Raw genomic sequence first — 21439 nt, forward strand, 5'->3', positions numbered from 1 at the left:
TATTCGCGACCCGGCGCTTACTCATGTGTGAAGGCGGGGAACGATCATGCTCAGGATTACGGGGCTCACGAAAACCTACAAAACAGGTGACAAGGCGCTGAACGGGATTAACTTGCAGATTCCTGCCGGCCAGGTCGTGGGGCTGATCGGTCCCTCAGGCGCCGGTAAGTCAAGCCTCATCCGCTGCGTGAACCGTCTTATCGAACCAACGGCCGGCAAAATCTTTCTTGGCGAACGCGATGTTACCGCGTTGTCGCGGTCTGATCTCAGGGTCGCTCGCCGTCGTATTGGCATGATCTTCCAGGAATATGCTCTGGTTGAGCGGCTGACCGTGATGGAAAACGTGCTCTCCGGTCGGCTCGGCTATGTGCCCTTCTGGCGCAGCTTTTTACGTCGCTACCCCGCCGACTACGTACAGAACGCATTTGCGCTTCTGGATCGCGTTGGTTTGACGGCTCACGCCGACAAGCGCGCCGATGCTCTTTCAGGCGGTCAGCGTCAGCGCGTCGGGATTGCACGAGCGTTGGAGCAAGACCCCGAGCTGCTTCTTGTCGATGAGCCGACAGCTTCGCTTGACCCCAAGACCTCACGGCAGATCATGCGGCTGATCGTCGAGATTTGCCGGGAGCGCAATTTGCCGGCCGTCATCAACATACACGACGTTCTGCTGGCCCAGGCGTTCGTGCAACGGATCGTCGGCCTGCGCGCCGGTGAAGTGGTCTTCGACGGCACGCCTGATCAACTCGACACAGCTGCACTCACCCGCATCTACGGCGAAGAGGACTGGGTTGCCATGCAAAAGCAAGCTCAGGATGACGCCGAAGACGAGCGTCTGGCCTTGGTTGAACGCGAACGGGCGGAAGAGCGCTTGGCAGGAGCCTTGTGATGGCCCATGTACTCTCGACGAGCTATCCTTCGGTGTGGCGGCGGCCACCACTGTTCATCAGGTCGGCGGTTTTGCGCTGGCTGATCTATGGGGGCGCGCTGATTTATATCATCGTTGCCGTTGCGACCATCGATGTAAACTGGGCGCGTGCCTACGAAGGGCTCGATCGCGGCTGGCGTTTCCTTCAAGGCTTTCTGGTCCCAAACTTTACCACGCGCTGGCGTGATATCGCACAGGGACTTGAAGAGAGCCTGACGATGACGTTGACTTCGACTATCGTCGGTATCCTCGTTTCCATCCCGATTGGCATCGGAGGGGCGCGCAATCTTGCGCCAGCGCCCGTCTACTACGTGTGCCGCTCAATCATTGCCATTTCGCGTGCCTTCCAGGAGATCATCATTGCGATCCTGCTCGTTGCAATGTTCGGTTTCGGCCCGTTCGCGGGTTTCCTGACGCTCACCTTCGCAACGATTGGCTTTATCGCCAAGCTCCTCGCTGACGCTATCGAAGAAATCGATGAAAAGCAGGCAGAGGCCATCCGTGCCACCGGCGCGTCTTGGCTGCAACTCGTCAACTATGCAGTCCAACCGCAGGTGATGCCGCGGCTGATCGGACTTTCGCTCTACCGGTTTGACATCAATTTCCGTGAATCGGCCGTCATCGGCATCGTCGGGGCAGGGGGTATCGGTGCGACGCTCAACACGTCGATCGACCGATACGAGTACGACAGCGCGGGTGCTGTGTTGATCCTCATTATCGTCATCGTCATGCTCGCCGAATACGGCTCGAGCCTTATTCGCAAGCGGGTTCAATAATGCCAGTTTCAAATTCCCTCGATGGCCACAAAACATGGTGTAAGCTCACGCCGAGCCGCGAGCTCATCCAGTGGATCGGTTGGCTGCTACTTGTCGCCTTCTTCGTGTTCTGCTGGCAGATCATGACAAAAGATACGATCTGGGCGTTTATCTACGATGCGCCCCGGCAAGGCGGCGACATTCTCAGCCGCGCCTTCCCGCCACGCCTGTCCTATTTGAGCGAGCTTGTCGTTCCTCTTTGGGACACGCTCAATATGGCAACGCTTGGGACGCTTGCCGGCACTGTGCTGGCAGTACCTATAGCTTTCCTTGCCGCTCGCAACACCACGCCCAGCCTGCTTGTCCTTCGTCCGATCGCACTTTTCCTGATCGTGGCATCACGCTCCATCAACTCGCTGATCTGGGCATTGCTTCTCGTCTCGATCCTGGGACCTGGACTGCTCGCCGGCATCATTGCGATCGCCCTGCGGTCAATTGGCTTCGTCGGCAAGCTCCTTTACGAAACGATTGAGGAGATTGACCAGAAGCAGGTCGAAGCTGTCTCATCGACCGGGGCGAGCCGCATGCAGGTCATCGATTACGCGATTGTGCCGCAGGTCCTGCCTTCGTTCCTGGGAATTACCATGTTCCGTTGGGATATCAATATTCGGGAATCGGCGATCCTTGGCCTGGTGGGTGCAGGCGGGCTCGGCCTGAAGCTTCAGTCCTCTTTGAACATGTTGGCATGGCCCCAGGTGACGACGATCTTCATCGTCATTCTGGCCACGGTCATCCTGGCCGAGTGGGTCTCGGCAGCCGTACGCAAAGCGCTCGTGTGAGCCTTTTGACGTCAAGGCTTTCGGGTTCGCCGCCCGACCGCCAGCATTATTGCTGTTGATTCCGTGTAAGTCGTCATGGAAAGCCGGGGGTAGGAGCTATTGAACAAACGTGTTGACTTCGTCCATAATTCCAGTAATCTGGATATATGGAACAGGAACAAGCAATTCTCGCTCTCGCAGCGCTCGCTCAACCAACCCGACTCGAGACGTTTCGGCTGCTCGTCAAGCATGCGCCGGAAGGACTGCCGGCCGGCGATATAGCGCGTGCGCTTGTGGTGCCGCAAAATACGATGTCGGCGCATTTGAACATTCTGTCGCGGGCAGGGCTCGTAACCTCGCAACGGCACAGCAGGATCATCATGTACCGCGCTGAGCTCGAACAGCTTCGCGATATGACGCTATTCCTTCTGAAGGACTGTTGCGGTGGATCCGCTGAATTGTGTGCGCCACTCATCGCTGAACTGACACCGTGCTGTGTCCCGACCCCGCAGGAAAGTCTGGCATGAGTGCGCTCAGGGTAGAACGATTAGACGGGAGCGATCTCGAATCAGGCAGCGACATGTTCCTTGCTACCAAGAGGGCATCGCCGCTTTTTGCCTGCCTCGTGTTCATCGAAGTTTGACGGGAAAATCTGCCAGCCGCAGTGCTTGCCACACGGCAGCTGTCCTCTCTGCCCATCATCGGCGACGATCATGAAATCTACCCGACCACTAACTTAACACACGGATCACAGACATGACCGAAAAGACCTATAACGTGCTCTTCCTGTGCACGGGCAATTCCGCACGCTCCATTCTTGCCGAAGCCATCCTCAACAAGGAAGGCGGCGGTCGCTTCAAGGCTTACTCCGCTGGCAGTCAGCCGAAGGGCGAAGTCAATCCGCACGCGCTCAAGGAACTCGCGGCGCTCGGTTACGCCTCAACAGGCTTCTCGTCCAAGAGCTGGGATGTGTTTGCCGAGCCGGGTGCGCCACAGATGGATTTCATCTTCACCGTTTGTGACAGTGCAGCGGGTGAAGCTTGCCCGGTATGGATCGGTCACCCGATGACAGCCCATTGGGGCGTCGAGGATCCTGCATCTGTCAACGGAACCGAAGTCGAAATTCAGCGGGCATTCGCGCAGGCGGCGCGGTTTCTGAAAAATCGTATCACGGCATTCCTGAGCCTTCCGCTCGAATCCATTGATCGCCTGGCCCTCGAAACACGGCTACGGCAGATCGGAACGATGGAAGGAACGACCGGTGTTCGGGAAGCGACCAATTAAAGCCAGATGACGGATTCGGCCGAAGTGAAGAAACGCGCGCCGTTAATTCGTCGGCCCTCGACCTCCATACTTTCTCTCCAGTCAAACAAAAGGCCCGACGTCGCATGACCAACCCCGTCGATATCGTCATCTACCACAACCCGGACTGCGGAACTTCGCGCAACACGCTTGCGATGATCCGCAACGCCGGCATCGAACCCCATGTGGTCGAGTATCTCAAGACCCCGCCTTCGCGCGCGCTGCTGGAGCAGTTGATCGACCGGATGGGAATTTCTGCGCGTGACCTTCTTCGCGAAAAGGGAACACCGTTTTCCGAACTCGGTCTGGGCGACACATCCTTGTCGGATGAGCAACTGGTTGATGCAATGATGGAACATCCCATCCTCATCAACCGCCCGATCGTCGTCACGCCTGCCGGTGTCAAGCTGTGCCGACCATCGGAAGTGGTGCTGGATATCCTTCCAGCCGATCAGCAGGCTGCGTTTACCAAGGAAGATGGCGAAGTCGTCGTCGACCAGACCGGTCGTCGCGTGGTCTAACGTAAGTCAATTCAAGCTGAACGCGTGTGACCGCAGTCTTCGTTGCAAGGCTGCGGACGATGTTTATCTGCCAAGGAGAGCGCCAATGCGTCCCGAAGAACCAACACTGCGCCTGTCGTTTCTCGACCGCTATCTGACCGTCTGGATTTTTGCCGCCATGGCACTGGGTGTGCTGCTCGGTACCGTCTTTACCGGCCTGCCTGCAGCGCTCGACAGCCTTTCCGTCGGCACCACCAATATTCCGATTGCCATCGGCCTCATCCTGATGATGTATCCGCCTCTGGCGAAAGTGCGCTTCGAGGAATTGCCGCAGGTGTTTGCCGACAAGCGGGTTCTGGCGATTTCTCTCCTGCAGAACTGGATAATCGGTCCGGTGCTGATGTTTGCACTGGCGGTGATTTTTCTGCGGGACTATCCGGAATATATGACCGGTTTGATCCTGATCGGTCTCGCCCGCTGCATTGCCATGGTTCTCGTCTGGAACCAGCTTGCAAGGGGCGACAACCAGTATGTCGCGGGCCTCGTTGCCTTCAATTCGATCTTCCAGATCCTGTTTTTCAGCGTCTATGCGTGGTTCTTCCTGTCCTTCCTGCCTCCGCTGTTTGGCCTTGAAGGCAGTGTGATCGACGTCTCGTTCTGGACGATTGCGGAAGCGGTGCTGATCTATCTCGGTATTCCGTTCCTCGCCGGTTACCTCACGCGCCGCTTGCTGACTGCGAAAAAGAGCAGGGATTGGTACGAGAACGTCTTCCTGCCGAAGGTCAGCCCGATGACGCTGGCAGCCCTTCTGTTCACGATCGTCGCCATGTTCAGCCTGAAGGGTGGGGATGTGGTCCGCCTGCCGGGCGATGTGGTGATGATCGCCATTCCGCTGACGATCTACTTTCTCATCATGTTTCTTGTCAGCTTCTGGATGGCGAAGTCCGTCGGCACGGATTATCCGCGCACGACAGCCGTTGCCTTTACGGCGGCCGGCAACAACTTCGAGCTTGCCATTGCGGTTGCCATTGCTGCTTTTGGTTTGGCCTCGCCGGTCGCATTTGCCGCGGTGATTGGCCCCTTGGTCGAAGTTCCGGTGCTGATCTTGCTGGTGCAACTGGCACTCTGGATGGGCCGCAAGTATTTTACAAAGTCGGCCGGAAACCCGGCTGCGTAAAAAGTAAGGAAGCGCAATGTCTTCGGACATTTTCGATGTCGTCGTGATCGGTGCGGGCCAGGCTGGCCTCGCATCGGCTTACTATCTGCGGCGTGCCGACGTCAGATTCGTGATCCTTGATGCTGAAGAAGGGCCCGGTGGTGCATGGCGACATGCGTGGAATTCACTCCATTTGTTTTCACCGGCATCCTTTAGCTCGCTGCCGGGATGGATGATGCCGGCGAAGACCGAGGCGGCCTATCCGTCAAGGAATGAGGTGGTCGATTATCTGGCGCGCTACGAGGAGCGGTATCATTTTCCCATAGAACGCCCGGTCGCAGTGATGTCGGTCCGCAACGTCGAAGGCGCTCTGGAGGTCGTCGCCGATAGCAGACAGTGGCGAGCGCGTGCCGTTCTGAGCACGACCGGCACTTGGCGACATCCTTTCGTTCCGGACTATGCCGGTGCCTCTGGCTTCAAGGGCGTGCAGATTCATTCGGCGGATTATGTCTCGGCTGATCCCTTTGTGGGCCAGCGGGTCGCCATCGTTGGCGGCGGAAATTCCGGGGCGCAGATACTTGCCGAAGTATCAAGGGTCGCCGAAACCATCTGGGTCACGCCTCAGGAACCGGTGTTTTTGCCCGATGAAGTCGATGGACACGTGCTGTTTCAGCGCGCTACCGCACGGGTGCTTGGCGGGGAGAGTGGCCCAGCAGTTGGCAGCCTTGGTGATATTGTCATGGTTCCCCCGGTCCGGGACGCACGGGATCGCGGCGTGCTGGGTTCGGTGCGGCCATTCTCAAACTTTGATCGGGATGGCGTCGTCTGGCAGGACGATACTAGAAGCGATCTTGACGCCGTCATCTGGTGCACCGGGTTTCGGCCAGCGCTCGATCATCTCCAGGATCTCGGCGTGATCACGGACGATGGCAGGGTTGATGTGGATGAGGGGCGCTCGATTAAGCAGCCACGCCTTTGGCTTGCCGGGTATGGGAATTGGACCGGGGCTGCCTCGGCGACGCTTCTGGGGTCAGGCCGGACGGCCCGCGAGATGATCCCGAGACTTGTCGCGGCGCTCTAACCGCGCAATCGCGAGGAAGGCGACAATCGCACAGGCGCCAAGCGCCGTTGTGATGGTGAGCGACCACGTCGTGCCGATATGGGCGATCGCAAACGCCAGCGCAAAAGGTGCGGTGGCCGACACGATCAACCGTGCGGCCATGACCTTGCCTTGAAGCCGGCCGTAGCCATCGCTGCCAAAAAGCATCAACGGCAAGGTACCGGTGACGATGCTGAAAAGACCGCTGCCCAAACCGAAGACAACGGCAAAAGCCATGGCTCCTGCCACCGACGGCGCGCTGATGGTCAGGATCATCATGCCAACGGGGATCAATGTGGCGGCAATCGTTGCCAAGGCGAGCGGCGGCAGATTACCGCCGAGCACCATGTTGGCGAACCGGCTCAGCACCTGCGACGGACCAAACAGCGTGCCGACAATGGCCGCGGTGGCCCCAAGTCCGAGACCCGACAACAGCGGCACCATATGCACCAGGATCGCTGCACTGACGAGAGATTGCAGCGAGAACCCCACCACCATCAGCTTGAACCCGAACTGCCGGACATCCGGGCTGAGACTTCCCTCGACGATCTGCGCCGTGCCGGCTTGTTTCTGTGCTCTGCCCTTGGCAAGTCCATAAGACAACCATGCGTGGAGCGGCAGGCAGACGAGCAAATTGAGACCGGCGAATACCAGGTAGACATTCTGCCATGACAGATGGGCATGCAATGCCGTGGTGAGGGGCCAGAAGATCGTTGAGGCGAAGCCGGCGATCAGGGTCAGATAGGTGATGCTGCGCTGGGCGGTGTGGGGGCTTGCCTGCACCAGCAGCGCAAAGGCAGCCCCATATTGCACGAGATTGGCGGCGATCTCGATCACGATCAGGGCGGCGACGAAGCCGCTTTTGCCCGGCGCATAGGCACAGGCGATCAGCGCCGCCGCGGCAATCGCGGAGCCGGCCGTCATGACCCGTCCCGCGCCAAAATGATCAATGGCCCGGCCAAGCCAGGGTGCAGTCAAGCCGCCCAGAAGAAGAGCCGCGGAAAGTGCGGCGAATATCCACTCCGTAGACCAGTTCAGGCCTCGCGCCATATCGGGCGCGAGGATGCTGAAGCTGTAATAGAGGGTTCCATAGCCGATGATCTGGGTGAGGCCCAGGGCAAGGATAGTGCCGACCGGCGCGCGCTCGCTCATATCGATTTCAGATCCACGCGCTGTTCGAGCTTTGCGGCCTCTTCCTTCCTCTCGCTATAGCGGTCTGTCAGGTAGTCGGACGCATCTCGGGTCAGCAGTGTGAATTTGACCAGTTCCTCGCAGACATCGACGACGCGATCGTAATAGGCCGAGGGCTTCATGCGGCCATCCGTGTCGAATTCCTGCCATGCCTTGGCGACCGAAGACTGGTTCGGAATGGTGATCATCCGCATCCAGCGACCGAGAATGCGCAACTGATTGACCGCGTTGAAGGATTGCGAGCCACCGGAGACCTGCATGACGGCGAGCGTCTTGCCCTGCGTCGGTCGCACCGAACCGGTCGTGAGGGGGATCCAGTCTATCTGCGCCTTGATTATGCCGGTCATCGCACCGTGCCGCTCGGGGCTGACCCAGACATGGCCTTCCGACCAGAGAGACAGCGCGCGCAATTCCTGAACCTTGGGATCGGTATCCGGCGCACCATCGGGAAGGGGCAAACCTTCGGGATTGAAGATCTTCACTTCGCATCCGAAATGCGCAAGAAGCCGTGCAGCTTCTTCCGCCAAAAGACGACTGAACGAAATCTTCCGCAGCGATCCATAGAGGATCAAAATTCGCGGCTTATGCTGCGAATATGCTGGACGAAGCGCATCAAGGTCGGGCTGGGAAATGAGATCAAGCGAGGCGGCTGGCAGATCGGCCATCGGGGTACTCCATCGTATAGGATTAGAACGTTCGCATTCAGGGGCGGCTAAGAACCTGATCCGGCGAATTCCAAGGGCACGTCACCGGAGTCAGATTGTTCCGAACAACAGTTCTCCATCAAGAAATGAGCGAGGCCGTTGAGGGTCTCGAAATTGGCGCTGTAGACGATGGAGCGTGATTGTCGTTCGGCGCTGATCAGGCCAGCATGTTCCATCTCTTTGAGATGAAAGGAAATGTTGGAAGGCGACACGTTCACAGCTTCGGCAATCGTACCCGCCGCTAATCCGTTCGGACCGGCGATGACCAGCTTCCGAATGACCTGAAGTCGGGTCTGCTGTGAGAGCGCGCGAAACGCATCCAAGACTTGCCTTTCGTTCATCAGATCAATCCTCGTTCAATGCATGGCGAGAAACAAAGCACCTGCGCCTGCTCAAACACGCGAAGCCGCAAGTTAGTTTGACGTTTCAATAATTATTGAATAATGGGAATTTTTTGTGTCAGGTCAAGGCACCTTATTATGTTGTTTCAATCTTTGTTGCCTGCCCATATTTGATCTATCGAAGGACGTTGGTGTATCTAGGCGTTTTGGTTGCACGCGATATACGCTAGCTGGTGATAGCCCAACAGTTTCACAGGAATGGCAAGCCGGACGGAATTCAAGTGTTTCGTGAATGGCAATACTTATCCGAGGTATAGCAAAATCGGATTGCGTGTCGGCGGTTCGTTATGGTTCAAGGCGCCGGCAACCCTCTCTCGACTCATTTTTTCAGAGTGGCTTTTGGCTTCGGTTGATAAAGCCGCCGTTTGACGTTCGCCCGCAAAGCATTGCGAAGATCTTTGTCGGTCATCGAAAGGTCGAACCATTCAGGATCAAAGTGGCCACCGCACCACCGAATGGTTTCGGCGTATTCGGGATCCTCCCGGTCGGCGATAATCTCCAGGAACCGCTCGTAACCCGAAACACCGCCGACATCCTCGGGCGGCCGCGCTCTCTTTCCATCGACGCAGGTCCCGTTCCGGGGTGAGGTAGAGAGCGCTAAGAATTCCTCGATGGTGACTGTGTGCCGCCAGCCATCACCGAAATCGTAATGGTAGCTGAAGACGGCGCCTTGCTCGAAGTCCAGCAATCGAACCTCTGTTTGATCGAAAACCCTAGGATCGTCGTCGGTCGCATCCTCTGTCAGGATCTCAACTTCGCCGTACCTCAGGCCACCAATTCGGAACTCAAAGAGATGATAGTTCCACCAATTGAATGCGGCCTGAATGCCTAAATGAAGTTGCTCCAGGTTCCAATGGACCGGCAGGATAAGACGGCGCCAGATGTCCGGCTCGATTTCATCGATGGAAACTCTGACCTGTACAGCGTTTGCTTCGAACATTGCCTGATGAACAAGGTTGGTGGAGGATTGCTGAGAGTAGCCCCGAAACATGCCCGGTTTCAAGCTACTGGGGTTCAGACCATAGGGAAGGTCGCGACAGCAGCATCAGTCGATAATGATCCTGCTTGACATGGGCCGCCTACGCTAGGAGCCTGCCATGAAACCACACGGACGGAGAGAAGGCATGGTTCAGTCGATCGTCGAATTGCGGAATGTCGTGGGGACGGAAGCCGCAGTTGGTTGGGCCGGAGGCCATACCATCGTGGTCGATAGGCCGGAAGGCAAGGCCGGTGGTTCGGGCCTCGGCTTCAACGGAGGGCAGTTACTCGCTTTGGCGGTCGGCGGTTGCTACTGTAACGACCTTCGATATGTTGCCCATGGTCTCGGCGTCGAGATCGGAGAAATAGCCGTAACAGTACAGCTGGAACTGGACGGTGCGCCTCTTGTCGCCACCAGCGCCGTACTGTCCGTGAGATGCACAACATTGGATGGGTCCGACCCAAAGACCTTGATCGATCAAGCCTGGTCGATCTGCACAGTAGCCAATTCTCTCAATCGTGGCATACCGACCGCGGTGAAGGTGGTCTGATTGCTGGAGCGGCTTAAATGGCGTCCTTCCTGTGACCGCTCGGCAAGCAGGAAAGATGCTCTCGGCGACGCCCTTCTTTTAAACGATCGCGGCCGGGTCTTTGACGAGACCCTTCGCACGAGAGACCTCCTTGACCACGCCAGCACACCGACGCGCACTTTCCTTCGAAATCGGTCCAGACGTCATTTTGTCCTCCAGAAACGGCCCGCCCCGGTGGATGGGACGGGCCGCACTCGTCTGTTTAGAAGTCCATGCCCGGGCCGGCGGGCAGGGCTGGAGCGGCGTCCTTCTTCGGCTTCTCTGCGATCATCGCTTCTGTCGTGACCAGCAGGCCGGCGACCGAGGCAGCGTCCTGCAGTGCGGTTCGCACCACCTTGGCCGGGTCAATGACGCCCTGAGCGTAGAGATCACCATACTCACCTGTCTGGGCGTTCCAGCCGAAGGAAAGGTCAGTCTTTTCGCGCAGCTTGCCGACGACGATCGAACCTTCGGCCCCTGCATTCTCGGCGATCTGGCGAACGGGCGCCTCGATCGCCCGGCGGACGATGTCGATCCCAACCCGCTGATCGTCGTTGGATGTCGGCAGACCGTCCAAGGCCTTCACCGCGCGCAGCAGGGCAACACCGCCGCCCGGCAGGATTCCTTCCTCGACAGCGGCACGGGTCGCATGTAGGGCGTCATCGACGCGATCTTTCTTCTCCTTCACCTCGACTTCGGTCGATCCGCCGACACGGATGACAGCAACGCCGCCGGCGAGCTTGGCAAGACGTTCCTGCAGCTTGTCACGGTCGTAGTCTGAGGTGGTCTCCTCGATCTGGGCGCGGATCTGCGCGACGCGGCTATCGATCTCGCCCTTGGAGCCGACCCCATCGATGATGGTGGTGTTTTCCTTCTCGATCGCTACCTTCTTGGCGCGACCAAGCATCTCGAGAGTGACATTCTCGAGCTTGATGCCGACGTCTTCGGAAATCACCGTGCCACCGGTGAGGATGGCGATGTCTTCCAGCATGGCCTTGCGGCGGTCGCCGAAGCCAGGAGCCTTGACGGCGGCGATCTTCAGGCCGCCACGCAGCTTGTTGACGACAAGGGTTGCGAGAGCTTCGCCTTCGACGTCTTCAGCGATGATGAGGAGCGGTTTGCCCGACTTCACCACAGCCTCCAGCACCGGCAGCATTGCCTGCAGATTGGAGAGCTTCTTCTCGTGGATGAGGATATACGGCTCCTCGAGCTCGACCCGCATCTTGTCCTGGTTGGTGACGAAATAGGGGCTTAGATAACCGCGGTCAAACTGCATGCCTTCGACGACTTCGAGTTCGGTTTCGGCGGTCTTGGCTTCCTCGACAGTGATGACGCCTTCGTTGCCGACCTTTTCCATCGCTTCGGCCAGATACTTGCCGATCTCCTCGTCGCCATTGGCCGAGATGGTTCCGACCTGGGCGATTTCGGAGTTGCTGGTGATCTTGCGGGCGTTGGCCTTCAGTTCCTTGACCACCGCATCGACGGCAATGTCGATCCCGCGCTTCAGGTCCATCGGGTTCATGCCGGAGGCAACAGCCTTGGCACCTTCTTTGACGATCGCCTGGGCAAGAACGGTCGCCGTGGTGGTGCCGTCGCCGGCAAGGTCATTGGTCTTCGATGCCACTTCGCGCAGCATCTGGGCGCCCATGTTCTCGAACTTGTCTTCCAGCTCGATTTCCTTGGCAACCGACACACCGTCCTTGGTAATGCGCGGCGCGCCGAACGACTTGTCGATTACGACGTTGCGGCCCTTGGGGCCGAGCGTGACCTTCACGGCGTTGGCGAGAACGTCGACCCCACGCAGCATGCGTTCACGGGCATCGGTGTTGAATTTGACTTCTTTCGCAGCCATTTGTTCACTCCTTCAATAGGCAGCTTTTTGACTGATGTACGCGCGGCCTTACGCGGCCCGCTTCTGCTCGGCCTGGGCTTCGATGATACCCATCACGTCACTTTCCTTCATGATCAGCAGGTCTTCGCCGTTGATCTTGATCTCGGTACCGGACCATTTGCCGAACAGGATGCGATCGCCGGCCTTGACGTCGAGCGCCTGGACCTGGCCAACGTCGTTCCGGGCGCCGGAGCCGACGGCGATGACTTCACCTTCCTGCGGCTTTTCCTTGGCGGTATCAGGGATGATAATCCCGCCCTTGGTCTTTTCTTCGGATTCGAGCCGGCGGACGAGAATGCGATCATGTAGCGGTCTAAACGACATGTTTTCCTCCATGGACAAACAATGGTGACTTAGCTCTCCTGGCCGGATCGGATTGCCGCATCCGGCAGGATGCGAAACCTCCTTGAGCGTTTCGCGCGAAAAATTTATTTTCGAGATTTTCCGATTTCAAGAGGGTCTTGCAGGAAAATTAGCACTCGCGTGAGGCGGCTGCTAACATGCTGTAAAGGAACAATAAACGGCATTCGAAGTTGAAAAATGATTGATGCCGCAGCAGAGCTGCGTCATTCTTATGCCTGTCATGAAAAGGAGATGAAGCATGCAGTTTTCGTCGGATCTTGAGCGGCAGCTCAACGGTTATGGCCTTACCACAGCGCATATCCTCTATCGCATTCCCGACTTCGAAACCGTCCTCCAGACCTATGTCTGGCAGGACTACGACCTCGCTCCGGATTTCCCTGAAATGCGCAAATTCCTCGATTTCTGGCAGTCGTCCCTGGATGGGCCGCTGCATTCGGTTCGCTACAGTCATCAGCGGCTGATCGGGCCGAACGAATGGCGGTGTGTCGATGGTGAATTCAAGCTGCACTGAGGCTTGAATCTGATTTTGCCACTTCCTAGCTCACCCGGCGATCGGGGCTTGACGAGCCCGGTCGCTTGACCACGTCTGTATGGAGTGAGACCCGAATGGAAGAGAACATCAAAATCATCAAGAGTGCGAGCGTCCCGGAAAGGGAGGAGATCATCGTGGATTTCGCCCGGTGGCTTGAGACCGCCTCACAGGAAGCGCTCGTCTATGGCGAAGGACGCTTTGCCGTGATGTCTGCGAACATGGCAGAAGCAATACGGGTCAATGCAGACGAACTTGCACGTGACAATCCGGAGGCGGCCGAGCGTGTCCTGCAGCAGGCCTGCGCCATGATATCGCAGTTCAAAGCTGCCTACCCTCATCGGATTCTCAGTCGGTCAATCCATTAAATCGAGGCACCAGGCGGATGGACTTCTCATGCTTCGCACCAATCATGCAAGCGCCTGGCCAAAGGCGATCGCTATGTCGTAGATGGGGGCTCTTCTCATCGGTACCTGGAGATCATGCGTTCACGGCGCCAATAGCGAGCGAGTGGTAAAAACGCCACTTTGACCTTGCCGCGCGATAGAATGTTGAAGCGCTGGTACGGCTTCGAAAAGGGTGTGAATTTTTTCTGTCGCGGCTCTTGAATCCGAAATTCCTTAAAACCAAATCGAATGCCGCCAGCCGCTGACGAAGGGCTGGCCTCGCTGGAAGGGCCGCTTTCGGCGTTTCTATACCCATGTTGCTTCAAGGAGGATATGGCTATGGCAACATCTTACGACTACGCACCTCTCTTCCGGTCCAGCGTCGGCTTCGACCGGGTCTTCAATCTTCTGGAAAACGCCCAGCGCGCGCGCTCGATCAGCGACTGGCCGCCCTATGACATCGTCAAGACCGGCAATGACAGCTACCGGATTTCCATTGCGGTGGCTGGCTTTTCCCAGGACGATCTCGACATCACCTTCCAGTCCAATCTGCTGACTGTCACCGGCAAGAAGCAGGAGACTCCAACGGATGGCTACCTGCATCGTGGCATTGCCGGGCGTCCGTTCGAGCACCGCTTCGAACTTGCCGACCATGTCCGCGTGAATGGGGCGGATCTGAACAACGGGCTCCTGTCGATCGAGCTGATCCGTGAGATCCCTGAGGCTTTGAAACCGCGGAAGATCACGATCCAGAGCACACCCGTTTTGACCTCGGTCGCTCCAGCGCAGATCGAGGAGCAAAAGGCGGCTTGATATCTACAATGATCCGCAAAATCAGGGTGCCACTGGTACGGCGCCCGTCAACATTCGGGGTTGGAAAGGAGAGAGCAATGAAACCCGATATGTTCAGACAACCTGTCAGCATTCTCGTCGGTTTGGGCTTCCCTGCGGAAGTTCATAGCGTCATGGACGCCTACCGACACCTTGTCGAGTGGCCGACCTCGGTCAGAGACACCGCACACACCATTGCCCTGAAAGCATGCCAGGCGGCGCTTCGCGGCGAGATCGAAGCGGAGACCGCGCGCGGCCTGTTCGCAGCCTTCGCGGAAAAACATGAGATACTCGCCCCTGAGACGCCCGCGATCGCGGCTTCTCACATGCGGGGCGACCGCGGTCCCCACGTGCATTGAGGTGGTCTCAGTGAGAGACATCCGGTTGCAGCAGGTGGTCGACAGTGCAGTGACAATGGGGCCGACGGTTCTGATGCGAGGCATGCAGCTTCGACGGCCGATCGATGTTGTGAAAGCGCCATCTCTGTCGATCGATGATAAACGGACCATCCTTGCCGCATGGGCTTCCGACTTCTATGCGGTCGACTCGGAGCCGGCGCTTCGGCAATTGCCCGGAACGCCAGAGCCTGTCCCGATCGACGAGGTCCAGTCAGCCCTTGTCGAACTTGATGGGCGCTGAGCCGAAGATGTTTCGCGTTGGCTCGTGACATTCTTCCTCGGTCGAAGGAAACGGGCCTCCCAGTTCAGGGATCCACTTGTCGGGTAATCACTAGGGTACTGAAATCTTACGTCGCTGCTTTGCGATGATCAAATAAAGCGGCAAGGGAACAATTTCGCACCCTTGCGCGTTTGTATGTCAAATCGCGACACATTCGCGCGCAAAATGGGCGATGGTGATTTCAGCAGACAATTTGAACCTCCCCCAAGCTTCGGAATCAAGACGGCGCGTGTTGATCGCCGAGGATGAAATCCTTATCCGGATGGACATCGCAGACACGCTTCGTGAGCAAGGCTGGGAGGTCGTAGAAGCCGGAACGGCGGATGATGCCCTTGCCGTTCTGGCGCGCGATCAACAGCTCGAAATGGTGCTGACCGATGTTCATATGCCCGGTTCCCACACGGGCCTCGACCTGGCAAGGATGGTGAAACAGTCCTATCGGCACATCAAGGTTGCCGTCATGTCAGGACAGCATCGACCATCCGATGATGACCGAAATCTGTTTGACCTGTTTCTGCAAAAGCCTGTTCCGAACATCGTAAGCGCGTTATCTCCGCTGGCAGACAACATCGATGACTGAGGCGATAGCATTCGAAACGATCCTTCTGGTCGATGCCGATCCTCTCCAGCGCTCGACGGTCGGCCAATATTTGAGGGACTGTGGATACAGGGTCATTGAAGCGACTGATGCCGCAGAGGCAATCACTGCCCTGTCCCATCAAGGTATCGAGATTTTGGTGACAGACATAGCTTTGCGGGATGAGTCCGGGTTTCAGCTTTCCGCTAAAGCCAGAGAAATTCGACCAGATCTCAAGGTGGTGGTGACACACTCGGCCGAGAGAACGGCCAAGATCGCGGGCGACCTTTGCGAAGACGGTCCGCTGGATCATCCCTATCACCCCCAACAGCTTGTCGAGCGCATCAAGCGATTGCGACGATCCTGACGGGGCAAGTGCCATAGCGTCAAATCTGCTAATGAATATGGTCTTGGTCGCTCCATTCCGTGTCGAGCGGTGCGGCGATCATGCAGTGGACGCCCAAAACATCATAGTTGAGATCGGCGTGACCCCGAAGATGACCAGATGACAGGGCTTCGATCAACCGGGATCCGAAGCCTTTGCGGCTCGGAGGCTGGACTTGTGGCCCCCCGGTTTCTTTCCACGACAGAGTGAGTTGCGCCTCTGTGGCCGAGACGTCCCATAACACTGTCACCTTTCCGGAAGTCACTCCCAAGGCACCGTATTTTGCGGCATTCGTGGCAAGCTCGTGCAATATCAGCGTTAGGGCGACAACGGCCTTGGGCGAGACGTCGACATCGGGGCCGCTGATCTCGAACTGTTCGGGCCGATAGGGAGCCAGCGCCCCGGTAACCGCCGCGCGAAGGCTGGCGGCTTCCCATCTTCCTCTCGTCAGCAGGTCGTGCGCTCTGGCCAGGCTTTGCAAGCGGGCGTCAAAGGCTGTCCTTGCTGGTTCGATGTCCGGCACGCCGGCAAAAGTTTGACGAGCGATCGCGGCGACCGTCGCAAGGATATTCTTGACACGATGGTTCAGTTCGCCGATCAGAAGGTCCTGAACGCGCTCAGCTTCTTTTCGGGCTGTGATATCGCGGGCAATCTTTGAAGCCCCGACGATCCTGCCGTCTGCGTCATAGATGGGTGAAACAGTCAAAGAAACGTCCAGGAGCCGTCCGCTGCGATGCCGCCGGACGGTCTCGTGGGTTTCCACCCGCTCTCCCGCCTTGATGCGGGCGATGATGCGAGCCTCCTCGTCGATGCGGTCGTCTGGAACGAGGAGGGTAACAGACCTACCCACGATTTCCTCGGCGCAAAATCCATAGAGCTTTTCGGCGCCACTGTTCCAATCGGTAACCGTCATGGCGAGGTCGATTCCGAGAATTGCATCTTCCGACGAGGCGATGATTGACGCCAGGCGCTTGAGTTTTGCCTCGTAGCCAACCCGTTCCGTGGTTTCATTGACGATGCAGAGCACGGCGAGCATCTGACCGTGTTCGTCGGAAACGGGCGAATAGGAAATGTCGAAGTAGACTGTTTCCGGTCGCCCATGCCGCTCGATATAAAACGGCCTGTCCTTGGCAACGATCGTCTCGCCACCTTCCCGAACTTTCAGCAAAAGCGGTTCCAGGTCGTCCCAAAGCTCGGCCCAGTTTTCCTTCGCCGGTCGCCCCAGCGCCGTGGGGTGCTTAGTCCCGATCGATGGGGCGTAGGCATCATTATAGATGGCAGTGAAATCATCACCGCAAAACATGACGATCTGGGCACCCGACGGAATGGCAATGTCAACCGCACACTTCAATTGGGGCGGCCACGACGACATGGGTCCGAGACTGGTGCTTGCCCAGTCGTGGTTGCGAATAATGTCAGCCATCGAGCCGTGATCGGGGGTGGCCGGACCGTGATTGTGCATTGAAAGCCCTCTCGCCCGCTATTTATTTGAAAGCTTCCGATCAGCAAGTCAACGCATTTCACGACAATTTTTTTGGCAGTTTCGAGCGTAAATCCCATTTGCTACATGGTGTTAGCTCAACAGACCGTCCGGGTGACGGATCGGGGATTGGATTACGCTCAGGCCATGGGTTGGATGGAGAACACTCGGCTCGCGGACCACATCCCTCAACACTCCTGGTCCGAAAACAATGGCACTGGCACGCGCAATATTCTCGTCAGACAGAAAACAGGCCGCCGAGGTTATTTGCGGGCGCTACAGCGCTTTAGACCCGATCGTATGTGAACGATGTCATGAGGCTTGTGACGAAATTGCTCGCCTTCTCTTTGACGAAAACCTCGTTCCACTCGTCGGTTCCCCGCAACATCAGCCCGGTGTAGATACTGTCGACGGCAGCCTAGCCGGGACGCCGGCACAACGATCGCGCTGTACCTGCATGAGCTGATCACGAACGCCATATAGTATGGCGCGCTTTCGCACCCGGATGGGCACGTTGAACTTCTGTGGTCTTTTGCCACAAACTGCAATTCCGAGTTCTCTCTGAGCTGGACGGAAGTCGGGGGACCGTCTGTCCAAGAACCGACGCGGCAGGGTTATGGTACGCGATATGTGCGCTCCGCCCTGGGATCACTATTCGGCACGGTTCCGGAAATTATCTTCGCGCCAGGTGGCTTTCGTTTGTCGGTGAGCGGGTCGCTGACTTGCGTTATAGCACGACAACAGTTTGCGAGATCCGTCAATCATGGATTGAAATCGCCCTTACGTAACACCTTGAGAGATAAAACAGTTCTCTTTGGATCGATCTGTCTTTCTGCGCGTTCATCAGGTTCACATATTAAAAAAAGACACATGCGCGAGCGTCAATTGCAGAGAGTGTGAAGGATGACGCAAAAGGGGACCACGGTGATTGTTGTCGAGGACGAGTCCCTCGTCCGACTGGATATAGTTATGTCGCTCGAGGACGAGGGGTTCATTGTAATCGAGGCCTCAAATGCCGACGAGGCCATCGCCCATCTCAACGCCCATCCGGAGATCCGATTGATGTTCACCGATATCGACATGCCGGGCAGCATGGACGGCCTGAAGCTGGCTGCTGCTGTTCGCGACAGGTGGCCTCCGGTCAAGATCATCGTGGCTTCTGGCCACCGTCAATTGAGCGACAGGCTTTTACCGGTTGAGGGAAAATTTTTCAGCAAACCGTACGATCACGGCCGCGTCATCGCGACCATGAGGGAAATGCTAGCCGCAGCCTAAGCCTCACTTCAGGAGAGTCTGGCCTTCCCGAGGCTTTTACAGATGAATGCCTGAAACTGCCCGCCGGATCCTTGTTTCTATGAATAGATGAATGAAATTGACTGGCCGTCTGTTCGAAACCTTTCAAGGCGACGAGGAGCCAGATGTTGGCGCCCGCCTCTCTATCAGGTGCGGACGGATGGTACGGAGGGGCGGGCGAGCCTACGCCTGCTCGGCATATCGGTCGATATTTGTGTCGAGAAGTTCCCGCAACTGGTCGCGTCCGGGATCACGAACAGCTTTTGCCCAGGCCGCGGCAAGAGGCAGTTTCCGCAGTGAAATGCCGCCAACCGTCATGAGGGGAACGAAAGTCACCCCGGATACCGCGAGTTTCGCGGTCCAGCGGGGGACGATGGCAGATCCGATTCCTGCCGCAACGAGGTTGATAATCGTTTGTTTCTCGTCAGCAATCTGGGCGATGCGCGGGTGTAGTCCGGCGTCCTCGAAGAGTTTCATGGTCAGGTCATAGCTGTGGGGGCGAGAGCGACGCTCTGGCACGATGAGGGGCTCGTCGCGCAGTTCATCGACGGAGATCCGCTCGCGGTTCGCGAGCGGATGCGTGACAGGCAGCGCAATGACGGGTGTTTCCTGCGTGAGGGTGCGAACGACCAGGTTCCGGTTCAGTCCGTCTCGAGGTCGAATAAAGACGATATCCAGACGCCCGGCAATCAGTTTTGGAATGAGACGTATCGACTTGTCTTCGACAAGTTGCGTGATGATCCCGGGGAATCGCTCCCGAAAATCATGCAGCAGCGGCGGTATAAGACCTGCTGCAGCGCTGTCTATCGCACCTATGCGGAGCACGGACGCCTGCTGAGTTTTCCTTGATCGAAACTCTTCCGCAAGTGTCTGGAGACGATGAAGAAGGGGCCTCACCTCCTCTAGCAGGGCGAATCCATCTTCGGTCAAGGCGACACTTCGAGTTGTCCGGGACATGAGGCGAGTGCCGAGGGACTCCTCCAACAGTCTTAAATGCCGTCCCAGCGATGCCGGTAGCATTCCCATTTTCTGTGCAGCCCTACCGAAATGCAGTTCTTCGGCCGCAGCGACGAAGCATTTTAGTTGTTCCAGTTCCATGACATGCCTTTATATCATTTAATTATATAATTAAAGCATTGTCGCTTGGGAGGAAAGTACGAATTAACGTCTTTCCCGAAGGCGCAGGAGGTGCGCCCAACGGATCATTGGGAGGAGTTCGCTATGAACAGCGACCTGGAGACGCGCGTTCTGCGCAAAATTACTCTGCGCATTGTGCCATTTATCATGCTGCTTTATTTTGTAGCGTTCCTGGACCGGGTGAATATCGGTTTCGCCGCACTGACCATGAACGAGGACCTTGGATTTTCCTCGACCGTCTTCGGTATCGGTGCGGGCATCTTCTTCGTCGGCTACTTCCTGTTCGAAGTTCCGTCCAACCTCATTCTCAACAAAGTCGGTGCGCGCATCTGGATTGCCCGCGTCATGATCACCTGGGGGATCGTGTCCGGCCTCATGGCGTTTGTGCAGGGAACAACCAGTTTCTATGCGTTACGCTTCCTGCTCGGCGTCGCCGAGGCAGGCTTTTTCCCCGGGATTATCCTTTACCTGAGCTTCTGGTTCCCGGCTCGCCGACGTGCGGCAGTGACAGCGATTTTCATGGCGGCGGCCCCGCTGTCGACCGTGCTCGGTTCGCCGATCTCCGGAGCGCTCATGGAAATGCACGGTTTCCTCGGTCTCGCCGGCTGGCAGTGGATGTTCCTGATTGAAGCAGCTCCCGCAGTCATCCTCGGCGTCGTCGTCCTCTTTTACCTGACCGACCGTCCGGAAAAAGCCAAGTGGCTCTCGGAAGACGAGCGCAACTGGCTTGTGAAGACGATGAACGCAGAGCAGGCCGCAAAGGGTAAGGCCAGCCACAGCATTCTTGCAGGGCTCGCCGACATCCGGGTCATCGCGCTCGCCCTTGTCTATTTCGGCACGTCCGCCGGCCTTTACACCCTCGGCATCTGGGCGCCGCAGATCATCAAGGAGTTCGGCCTGTCATCCCTTCAGGTCGGCTTCATCAACGCAGTACCGGGCATTTTCGCAGTTGTTGCAATGGTTCTCTGGGCACGTCATTCCGACAAGACCGGTGAACGGACCTGGCATGTGGTTGGCGCTTGTCTGCTTGCCGCCGTCGGGCTTGCCTTTGCCACGGGTGCGACAAGCGTCTTCACCGTCCTTATTGCGCTGACGCTGGTTAACATCGGCATCAGCTGCTCGAAGCCGCCGCTTTGGAGCATGCCCACGCTCTTCCTGTCAGGACCAGCGGCCGCAGCCGGTATCGCTACCATCAACTCAATCGGTAACCTGGGCGGCTTCGTTGGTCCTTCGATGATCGGCTGGATCAAAGACACTACGGGCAGCTTTGCGGGCGGGCTCTACTTCGTCGCCGGTCTGCTGGTCGTATCCGCTATCGTGACGCTCGTGTTGTCGCGTACCGCACCGGAAAACGGGGGCAAAGTCGCCCCAGTCCAACATCGTTAAATCTCAAAGTGGAGAAAAGACATGCGAGAATACAAGATTGCGGCGATCCCTGCGGATGGGATTGGTCCTGAGGTTATAGCTGCGGGTCTTCAGGTTCTGGAGGCG

Annotated in this window: 26 protein-coding genes and 1 pseudogene; 19 read left to right on the forward strand and 8 right to left on the reverse strand. The window is 57.5% G+C overall.

From position 1 onward, the window contains the following. The first annotated feature begins 46 nt into the window (after positions 1–46). The 8 genes from phnC to CEV33_RS20610 all read left to right on the forward strand — a co-directional run bounded on the left by phnC (position 47) and on the right by CEV33_RS20610 (position 6537). Positions 47–886 (forward strand): phosphonate ABC transporter ATP-binding protein, encoded by an 840-nt coding sequence (gene phnC / locus CEV33_RS20575; RefSeq protein ID WP_046802474.1) that lies wholly within the window; start codon positions 47–49, stop codon positions 884–886. Further along, entirely contained in the window at positions 886–1701 is an 816-nt protein-coding gene (gene phnE / locus CEV33_RS20580; RefSeq protein ID WP_015647707.1) for a phosphonate ABC transporter, permease protein PhnE, read from the forward strand. Before phnC ends, phnE (CEV33_RS20580) begins: the two co-directional genes overlap by 1 nt. Next, positions 1701–2519: a phosphonate ABC transporter, permease protein PhnE gene (gene phnE / locus CEV33_RS20585; protein ID WP_094542226.1), complete on the forward strand. Its 819-nt coding sequence runs from the start codon at positions 1701–1703 to the stop codon at positions 2517–2519. Before phnE (CEV33_RS20580) ends, phnE (CEV33_RS20585) begins: the two co-directional genes overlap by 1 nt. A 146-nt stretch (positions 2520–2665) precedes the next feature. Further along, entirely contained in the window at positions 2666–3025 is a 360-nt protein-coding gene (locus CEV33_RS20590; protein WP_046802495.1) for an ArsR/SmtB family transcription factor, read from the forward strand. A gap of 229 nt (positions 3026–3254) precedes the next feature. Continuing rightward, positions 3255–3782 carry an arsenate reductase ArsC gene (locus CEV33_RS20595; protein WP_015647710.1) on the forward strand — a complete coding sequence of 176 codons (528 nt, stop codon included), beginning with the start codon at positions 3255–3257 and terminating at the stop codon, positions 3780–3782. A gap of 104 nt (positions 3783–3886) precedes the next feature. Beyond that, on the forward strand, positions 3887–4321 hold the full coding sequence (arsC, locus tag CEV33_RS20600; protein WP_015647711.1) for an arsenate reductase (glutaredoxin): 435 nt from the start codon (positions 3887–3889) through the stop codon (positions 4319–4321). 85 nt (positions 4322–4406) lie between these two features. Beyond that, positions 4407–5477: an ACR3 family arsenite efflux transporter gene (gene arsB, locus CEV33_RS20605; protein WP_094542227.1), complete on the forward strand. Its 1071-nt coding sequence runs from the start codon at positions 4407–4409 to the stop codon at positions 5475–5477. Positions 5478–5493: 16 nt separating this feature from the next. Next, entirely contained in the window at positions 5494–6537 is a 1044-nt protein-coding gene (locus CEV33_RS20610) for an ArsO family NAD(P)H-dependent flavin-containing monooxygenase (protein WP_062653477.1), read from the forward strand. On the opposite strand, the gene arsK is transcribed toward CEV33_RS20610, so the two are convergent. From arsK to CEV33_RS20630, 4 genes are all read right to left on the reverse strand, one after another. Next, positions 6487–7707, reverse strand: coding sequence for an arsenite efflux MFS transporter ArsK (gene arsK, locus CEV33_RS20615; RefSeq protein ID WP_046802361.1), 1221 nt, complete (start codon positions 7705–7707; stop codon positions 6487–6489). The two genes, CEV33_RS20610 and arsK, sit on opposite strands and share 51 nt — an antisense overlap. Next, positions 7704–8411 (reverse strand): arsenical resistance protein ArsH, encoded by a 708-nt coding sequence (gene arsH / locus CEV33_RS20620; protein ID WP_046802360.1) that lies wholly within the window; start codon positions 8409–8411, stop codon positions 7704–7706. Before arsH ends, arsK begins: the two co-directional genes overlap by 4 nt. A 47-nt stretch (positions 8412–8458) precedes the next feature. Continuing rightward, complete coding sequence (locus tag CEV33_RS20625; RefSeq protein ID WP_046802359.1) at positions 8459–8791, reverse strand: ArsR/SmtB family transcription factor; 333 nt, start codon at positions 8789–8791, stop codon at positions 8459–8461. 379 nt (positions 8792–9170) lie between these two features. Beyond that, entirely contained in the window at positions 9171–9791 is a 621-nt protein-coding gene (locus CEV33_RS20630; RefSeq protein ID WP_046802389.1) for a plasmid pRiA4b ORF-3 family protein, read from the reverse strand. A gap of 184 nt (positions 9792–9975) precedes the next feature. Here CEV33_RS20630 and CEV33_RS20635 point away from each other — a divergent pair, with 184 nt between their 5' ends. Then, positions 9976–10380, forward strand: coding sequence for an OsmC family protein (locus tag CEV33_RS20635; RefSeq protein ID WP_046802358.1), 405 nt, complete (start codon positions 9976–9978; stop codon positions 10378–10380). Positions 10381–10621: 241 nt separating this feature from the next. Here CEV33_RS20635 and groL read toward each other — a convergent pair whose 3' ends face one another. Beyond that, positions 10622–12250 carry a chaperonin GroEL gene (gene groL / locus CEV33_RS20640; protein ID WP_046802357.1) on the reverse strand — a complete coding sequence of 543 codons (1629 nt, stop codon included), beginning with the start codon at positions 12248–12250 and terminating at the stop codon, positions 10622–10624. A gap of 48 nt (positions 12251–12298) precedes the next feature. Further along, positions 12299–12613, reverse strand: a complete 315-nt coding sequence (gene groES, locus CEV33_RS20645) for a co-chaperone GroES (protein ID WP_046802388.1) — start codon at positions 12611–12613, stop codon at positions 12299–12301. A 277-nt stretch (positions 12614–12890) separates the two neighbouring features. On the opposite strand from groES, the gene CEV33_RS20650 reads away from it, so the two are divergent. The 7 genes from CEV33_RS20650 to CEV33_RS20680 all read left to right on the forward strand — a co-directional run bounded on the left by CEV33_RS20650 (position 12891) and on the right by CEV33_RS20680 (position 16020). Then, positions 12891–13163, forward strand: a complete 273-nt coding sequence (locus tag CEV33_RS20650; protein ID WP_013637244.1) for an usg protein — start codon at positions 12891–12893, stop codon at positions 13161–13163. Positions 13164–13258: 95 nt separating this feature from the next. Then, entirely contained in the window at positions 13259–13549 is a 291-nt protein-coding gene (locus tag CEV33_RS20655) for a hypothetical protein (RefSeq protein ID WP_020808296.1), read from the forward strand. Between the two features lie 357 nt (positions 13550–13906). Beyond that, positions 13907–14380, forward strand: coding sequence for an Hsp20 family protein (locus tag CEV33_RS20660; protein ID WP_046802356.1), 474 nt, complete (start codon positions 13907–13909; stop codon positions 14378–14380). A gap of 77 nt (positions 14381–14457) precedes the next feature. Continuing rightward, on the forward strand, positions 14458–14757 hold the full coding sequence (locus CEV33_RS20665) for a DUF982 domain-containing protein (RefSeq protein ID WP_046802355.1): 300 nt from the start codon (positions 14458–14460) through the stop codon (positions 14755–14757). Between the two features lie 55 nt (positions 14758–14812). After that, positions 14813–15037 carry a hypothetical protein gene (locus CEV33_RS20670; RefSeq protein ID WP_046802354.1) on the forward strand — a complete coding sequence of 75 codons (225 nt, stop codon included), beginning with the start codon at positions 14813–14815 and terminating at the stop codon, positions 15035–15037. Between the two features lie 232 nt (positions 15038–15269). Further along, positions 15270–15656: a response regulator gene (locus CEV33_RS20675; protein WP_235818475.1), complete on the forward strand. Its 387-nt coding sequence runs from the start codon at positions 15270–15272 to the stop codon at positions 15654–15656. Beyond that, a complete protein-coding gene (locus tag CEV33_RS20680) occupies positions 15649–16020 on the forward strand; it encodes a response regulator (protein WP_046802352.1) in 372 nt (123 codons plus the stop codon). Before CEV33_RS20675 ends, CEV33_RS20680 begins: the two co-directional genes overlap by 8 nt. A 28-nt stretch (positions 16021–16048) precedes the next feature. Here the strand turns inward: CEV33_RS20680 and CEV33_RS20685 are convergent, their stop codons facing one another. Beyond that, on the reverse strand, positions 16049–17500 hold the full coding sequence (locus CEV33_RS20685; RefSeq protein WP_046802351.1) for a sensor histidine kinase: 1452 nt from the start codon (positions 17498–17500) through the stop codon (positions 16049–16051). A gap of 444 nt (positions 17501–17944) precedes the next feature. Here CEV33_RS20685 and CEV33_RS24715 point away from each other — a divergent pair. Next, positions 17945–18259 (forward strand): annotated as a pseudogene (locus tag CEV33_RS24715) (sensor histidine kinase); the annotation flags it as partial. A 162-nt stretch (positions 18260–18421) separates the two neighbouring features. Then, the gene (locus CEV33_RS20700; protein WP_046802350.1) at positions 18422–18793 is read left to right on the forward strand and encodes a response regulator; all 372 of its coding nucleotides are present in this window, start codon (positions 18422–18424) and stop codon (positions 18791–18793) included. Positions 18794–18994: 201 nt separating this feature from the next. On the opposite strand, the gene CEV33_RS20705 is transcribed toward CEV33_RS20700, so the two are convergent. Continuing rightward, on the reverse strand, positions 18995–19909 hold the full coding sequence (locus tag CEV33_RS20705) for a LysR family transcriptional regulator (RefSeq protein WP_046802349.1): 915 nt from the start codon (positions 19907–19909) through the stop codon (positions 18995–18997). 123 nt (positions 19910–20032) lie between these two features. Here CEV33_RS20705 and CEV33_RS20710 point away from each other — a divergent pair, with 123 nt between their 5' ends. Further along, positions 20033–21334, forward strand: a complete 1302-nt coding sequence (locus tag CEV33_RS20710) for an MFS transporter (RefSeq protein WP_046802348.1) — start codon at positions 20033–20035, stop codon at positions 21332–21334. Positions 21335–21439 lie beyond the last annotated feature (105 nt).

Source organism: Brucella grignonensis (assembly GCF_002252505.1).
Taxonomy (GTDB): domain Bacteria; phylum Pseudomonadota; class Alphaproteobacteria; order Rhizobiales; family Rhizobiaceae; genus Brucella; species Brucella grignonensis.

What these genes read in the sequence shown, in the direction of transcription:
- phnC (WP_046802474.1), top strand. Translation starts at nt 47, where the DNA reads ATGCTCAGGATTACGGGGCTCACGAAAACCTACAAAACAGGTGACAAG.
- phnE (WP_015647707.1), top strand. Translation starts at nt 886, where the DNA reads ATGGCCCATGTACTCTCGACGAGCTATCCTTCGGTGTGGCGGCGGCCA.
- phnE (WP_094542226.1), top strand. Translation starts at nt 1,701, where the DNA reads ATGCCAGTTTCAAATTCCCTCGATGGCCACAAAACATGGTGTAAGCTC.
- CEV33_RS20590 (WP_046802495.1), top strand. Translation starts at nt 2,666, where the DNA reads ATGGAACAGGAACAAGCAATTCTCGCTCTCGCAGCGCTCGCTCAACCA.
- CEV33_RS20595 (WP_015647710.1), top strand. Translation starts at nt 3,255, where the DNA reads ATGACCGAAAAGACCTATAACGTGCTCTTCCTGTGCACGGGCAATTCC.
- arsC (WP_015647711.1), top strand. Translation starts at nt 3,887, where the DNA reads ATGACCAACCCCGTCGATATCGTCATCTACCACAACCCGGACTGCGGA.
- arsB (WP_094542227.1), top strand. Translation starts at nt 4,407, where the DNA reads ATGCGTCCCGAAGAACCAACACTGCGCCTGTCGTTTCTCGACCGCTAT.
- CEV33_RS20610 (WP_062653477.1), top strand. Translation starts at nt 5,494, where the DNA reads ATGTCTTCGGACATTTTCGATGTCGTCGTGATCGGTGCGGGCCAGGCT.
- arsK (WP_046802361.1), bottom strand. Translation starts at nt 7,707, where the DNA reads ATGAGCGAGCGCGCGCCGGTCGGCACTATCCTTGCCCTGGGCCTCACC.
- arsH (WP_046802360.1), bottom strand. Translation starts at nt 8,411, where the DNA reads ATGGCCGATCTGCCAGCCGCCTCGCTTGATCTCATTTCCCAGCCCGAC.
- CEV33_RS20625 (WP_046802359.1), bottom strand. Translation starts at nt 8,791, where the DNA reads ATGAACGAAAGGCAAGTCTTGGATGCGTTTCGCGCGCTCTCACAGCAG.
- CEV33_RS20630 (WP_046802389.1), bottom strand. Translation starts at nt 9,791, where the DNA reads ATGTTCGAAGCAAACGCTGTACAGGTCAGAGTTTCCATCGATGAAATC.
- CEV33_RS20635 (WP_046802358.1), top strand. Translation starts at nt 9,976, where the DNA reads ATGGTTCAGTCGATCGTCGAATTGCGGAATGTCGTGGGGACGGAAGCC.
- groL (WP_046802357.1), bottom strand. Translation starts at nt 12,250, where the DNA reads ATGGCTGCGAAAGAAGTCAAATTCAACACCGATGCCCGTGAACGCATG.
- groES (WP_046802388.1), bottom strand. Translation starts at nt 12,613, where the DNA reads ATGTCGTTTAGACCGCTACATGATCGCATTCTCGTCCGCCGGCTCGAA.
- CEV33_RS20650 (WP_013637244.1), top strand. Translation starts at nt 12,891, where the DNA reads ATGCAGTTTTCGTCGGATCTTGAGCGGCAGCTCAACGGTTATGGCCTT.
- CEV33_RS20655 (WP_020808296.1), top strand. Translation starts at nt 13,259, where the DNA reads ATGGAAGAGAACATCAAAATCATCAAGAGTGCGAGCGTCCCGGAAAGG.
- CEV33_RS20660 (WP_046802356.1), top strand. Translation starts at nt 13,907, where the DNA reads ATGGCAACATCTTACGACTACGCACCTCTCTTCCGGTCCAGCGTCGGC.
- CEV33_RS20665 (WP_046802355.1), top strand. Translation starts at nt 14,458, where the DNA reads ATGAAACCCGATATGTTCAGACAACCTGTCAGCATTCTCGTCGGTTTG.
- CEV33_RS20670 (WP_046802354.1), top strand. Translation starts at nt 14,813, where the DNA reads ATGGGGCCGACGGTTCTGATGCGAGGCATGCAGCTTCGACGGCCGATC.
- CEV33_RS20680 (WP_046802352.1), top strand. Translation starts at nt 15,649, where the DNA reads ATGACTGAGGCGATAGCATTCGAAACGATCCTTCTGGTCGATGCCGAT.
- CEV33_RS20685 (WP_046802351.1), bottom strand. Translation starts at nt 17,500, where the DNA reads ATGCACAATCACGGTCCGGCCACCCCCGATCACGGCTCGATGGCTGAC.
- CEV33_RS20700 (WP_046802350.1), top strand. Translation starts at nt 18,422, where the DNA reads ATGACGCAAAAGGGGACCACGGTGATTGTTGTCGAGGACGAGTCCCTC.
- CEV33_RS20705 (WP_046802349.1), bottom strand. Translation starts at nt 19,909, where the DNA reads ATGGAACTGGAACAACTAAAATGCTTCGTCGCTGCGGCCGAAGAACTG.
- CEV33_RS20710 (WP_046802348.1), top strand. Translation starts at nt 20,033, where the DNA reads ATGAACAGCGACCTGGAGACGCGCGTTCTGCGCAAAATTACTCTGCGC.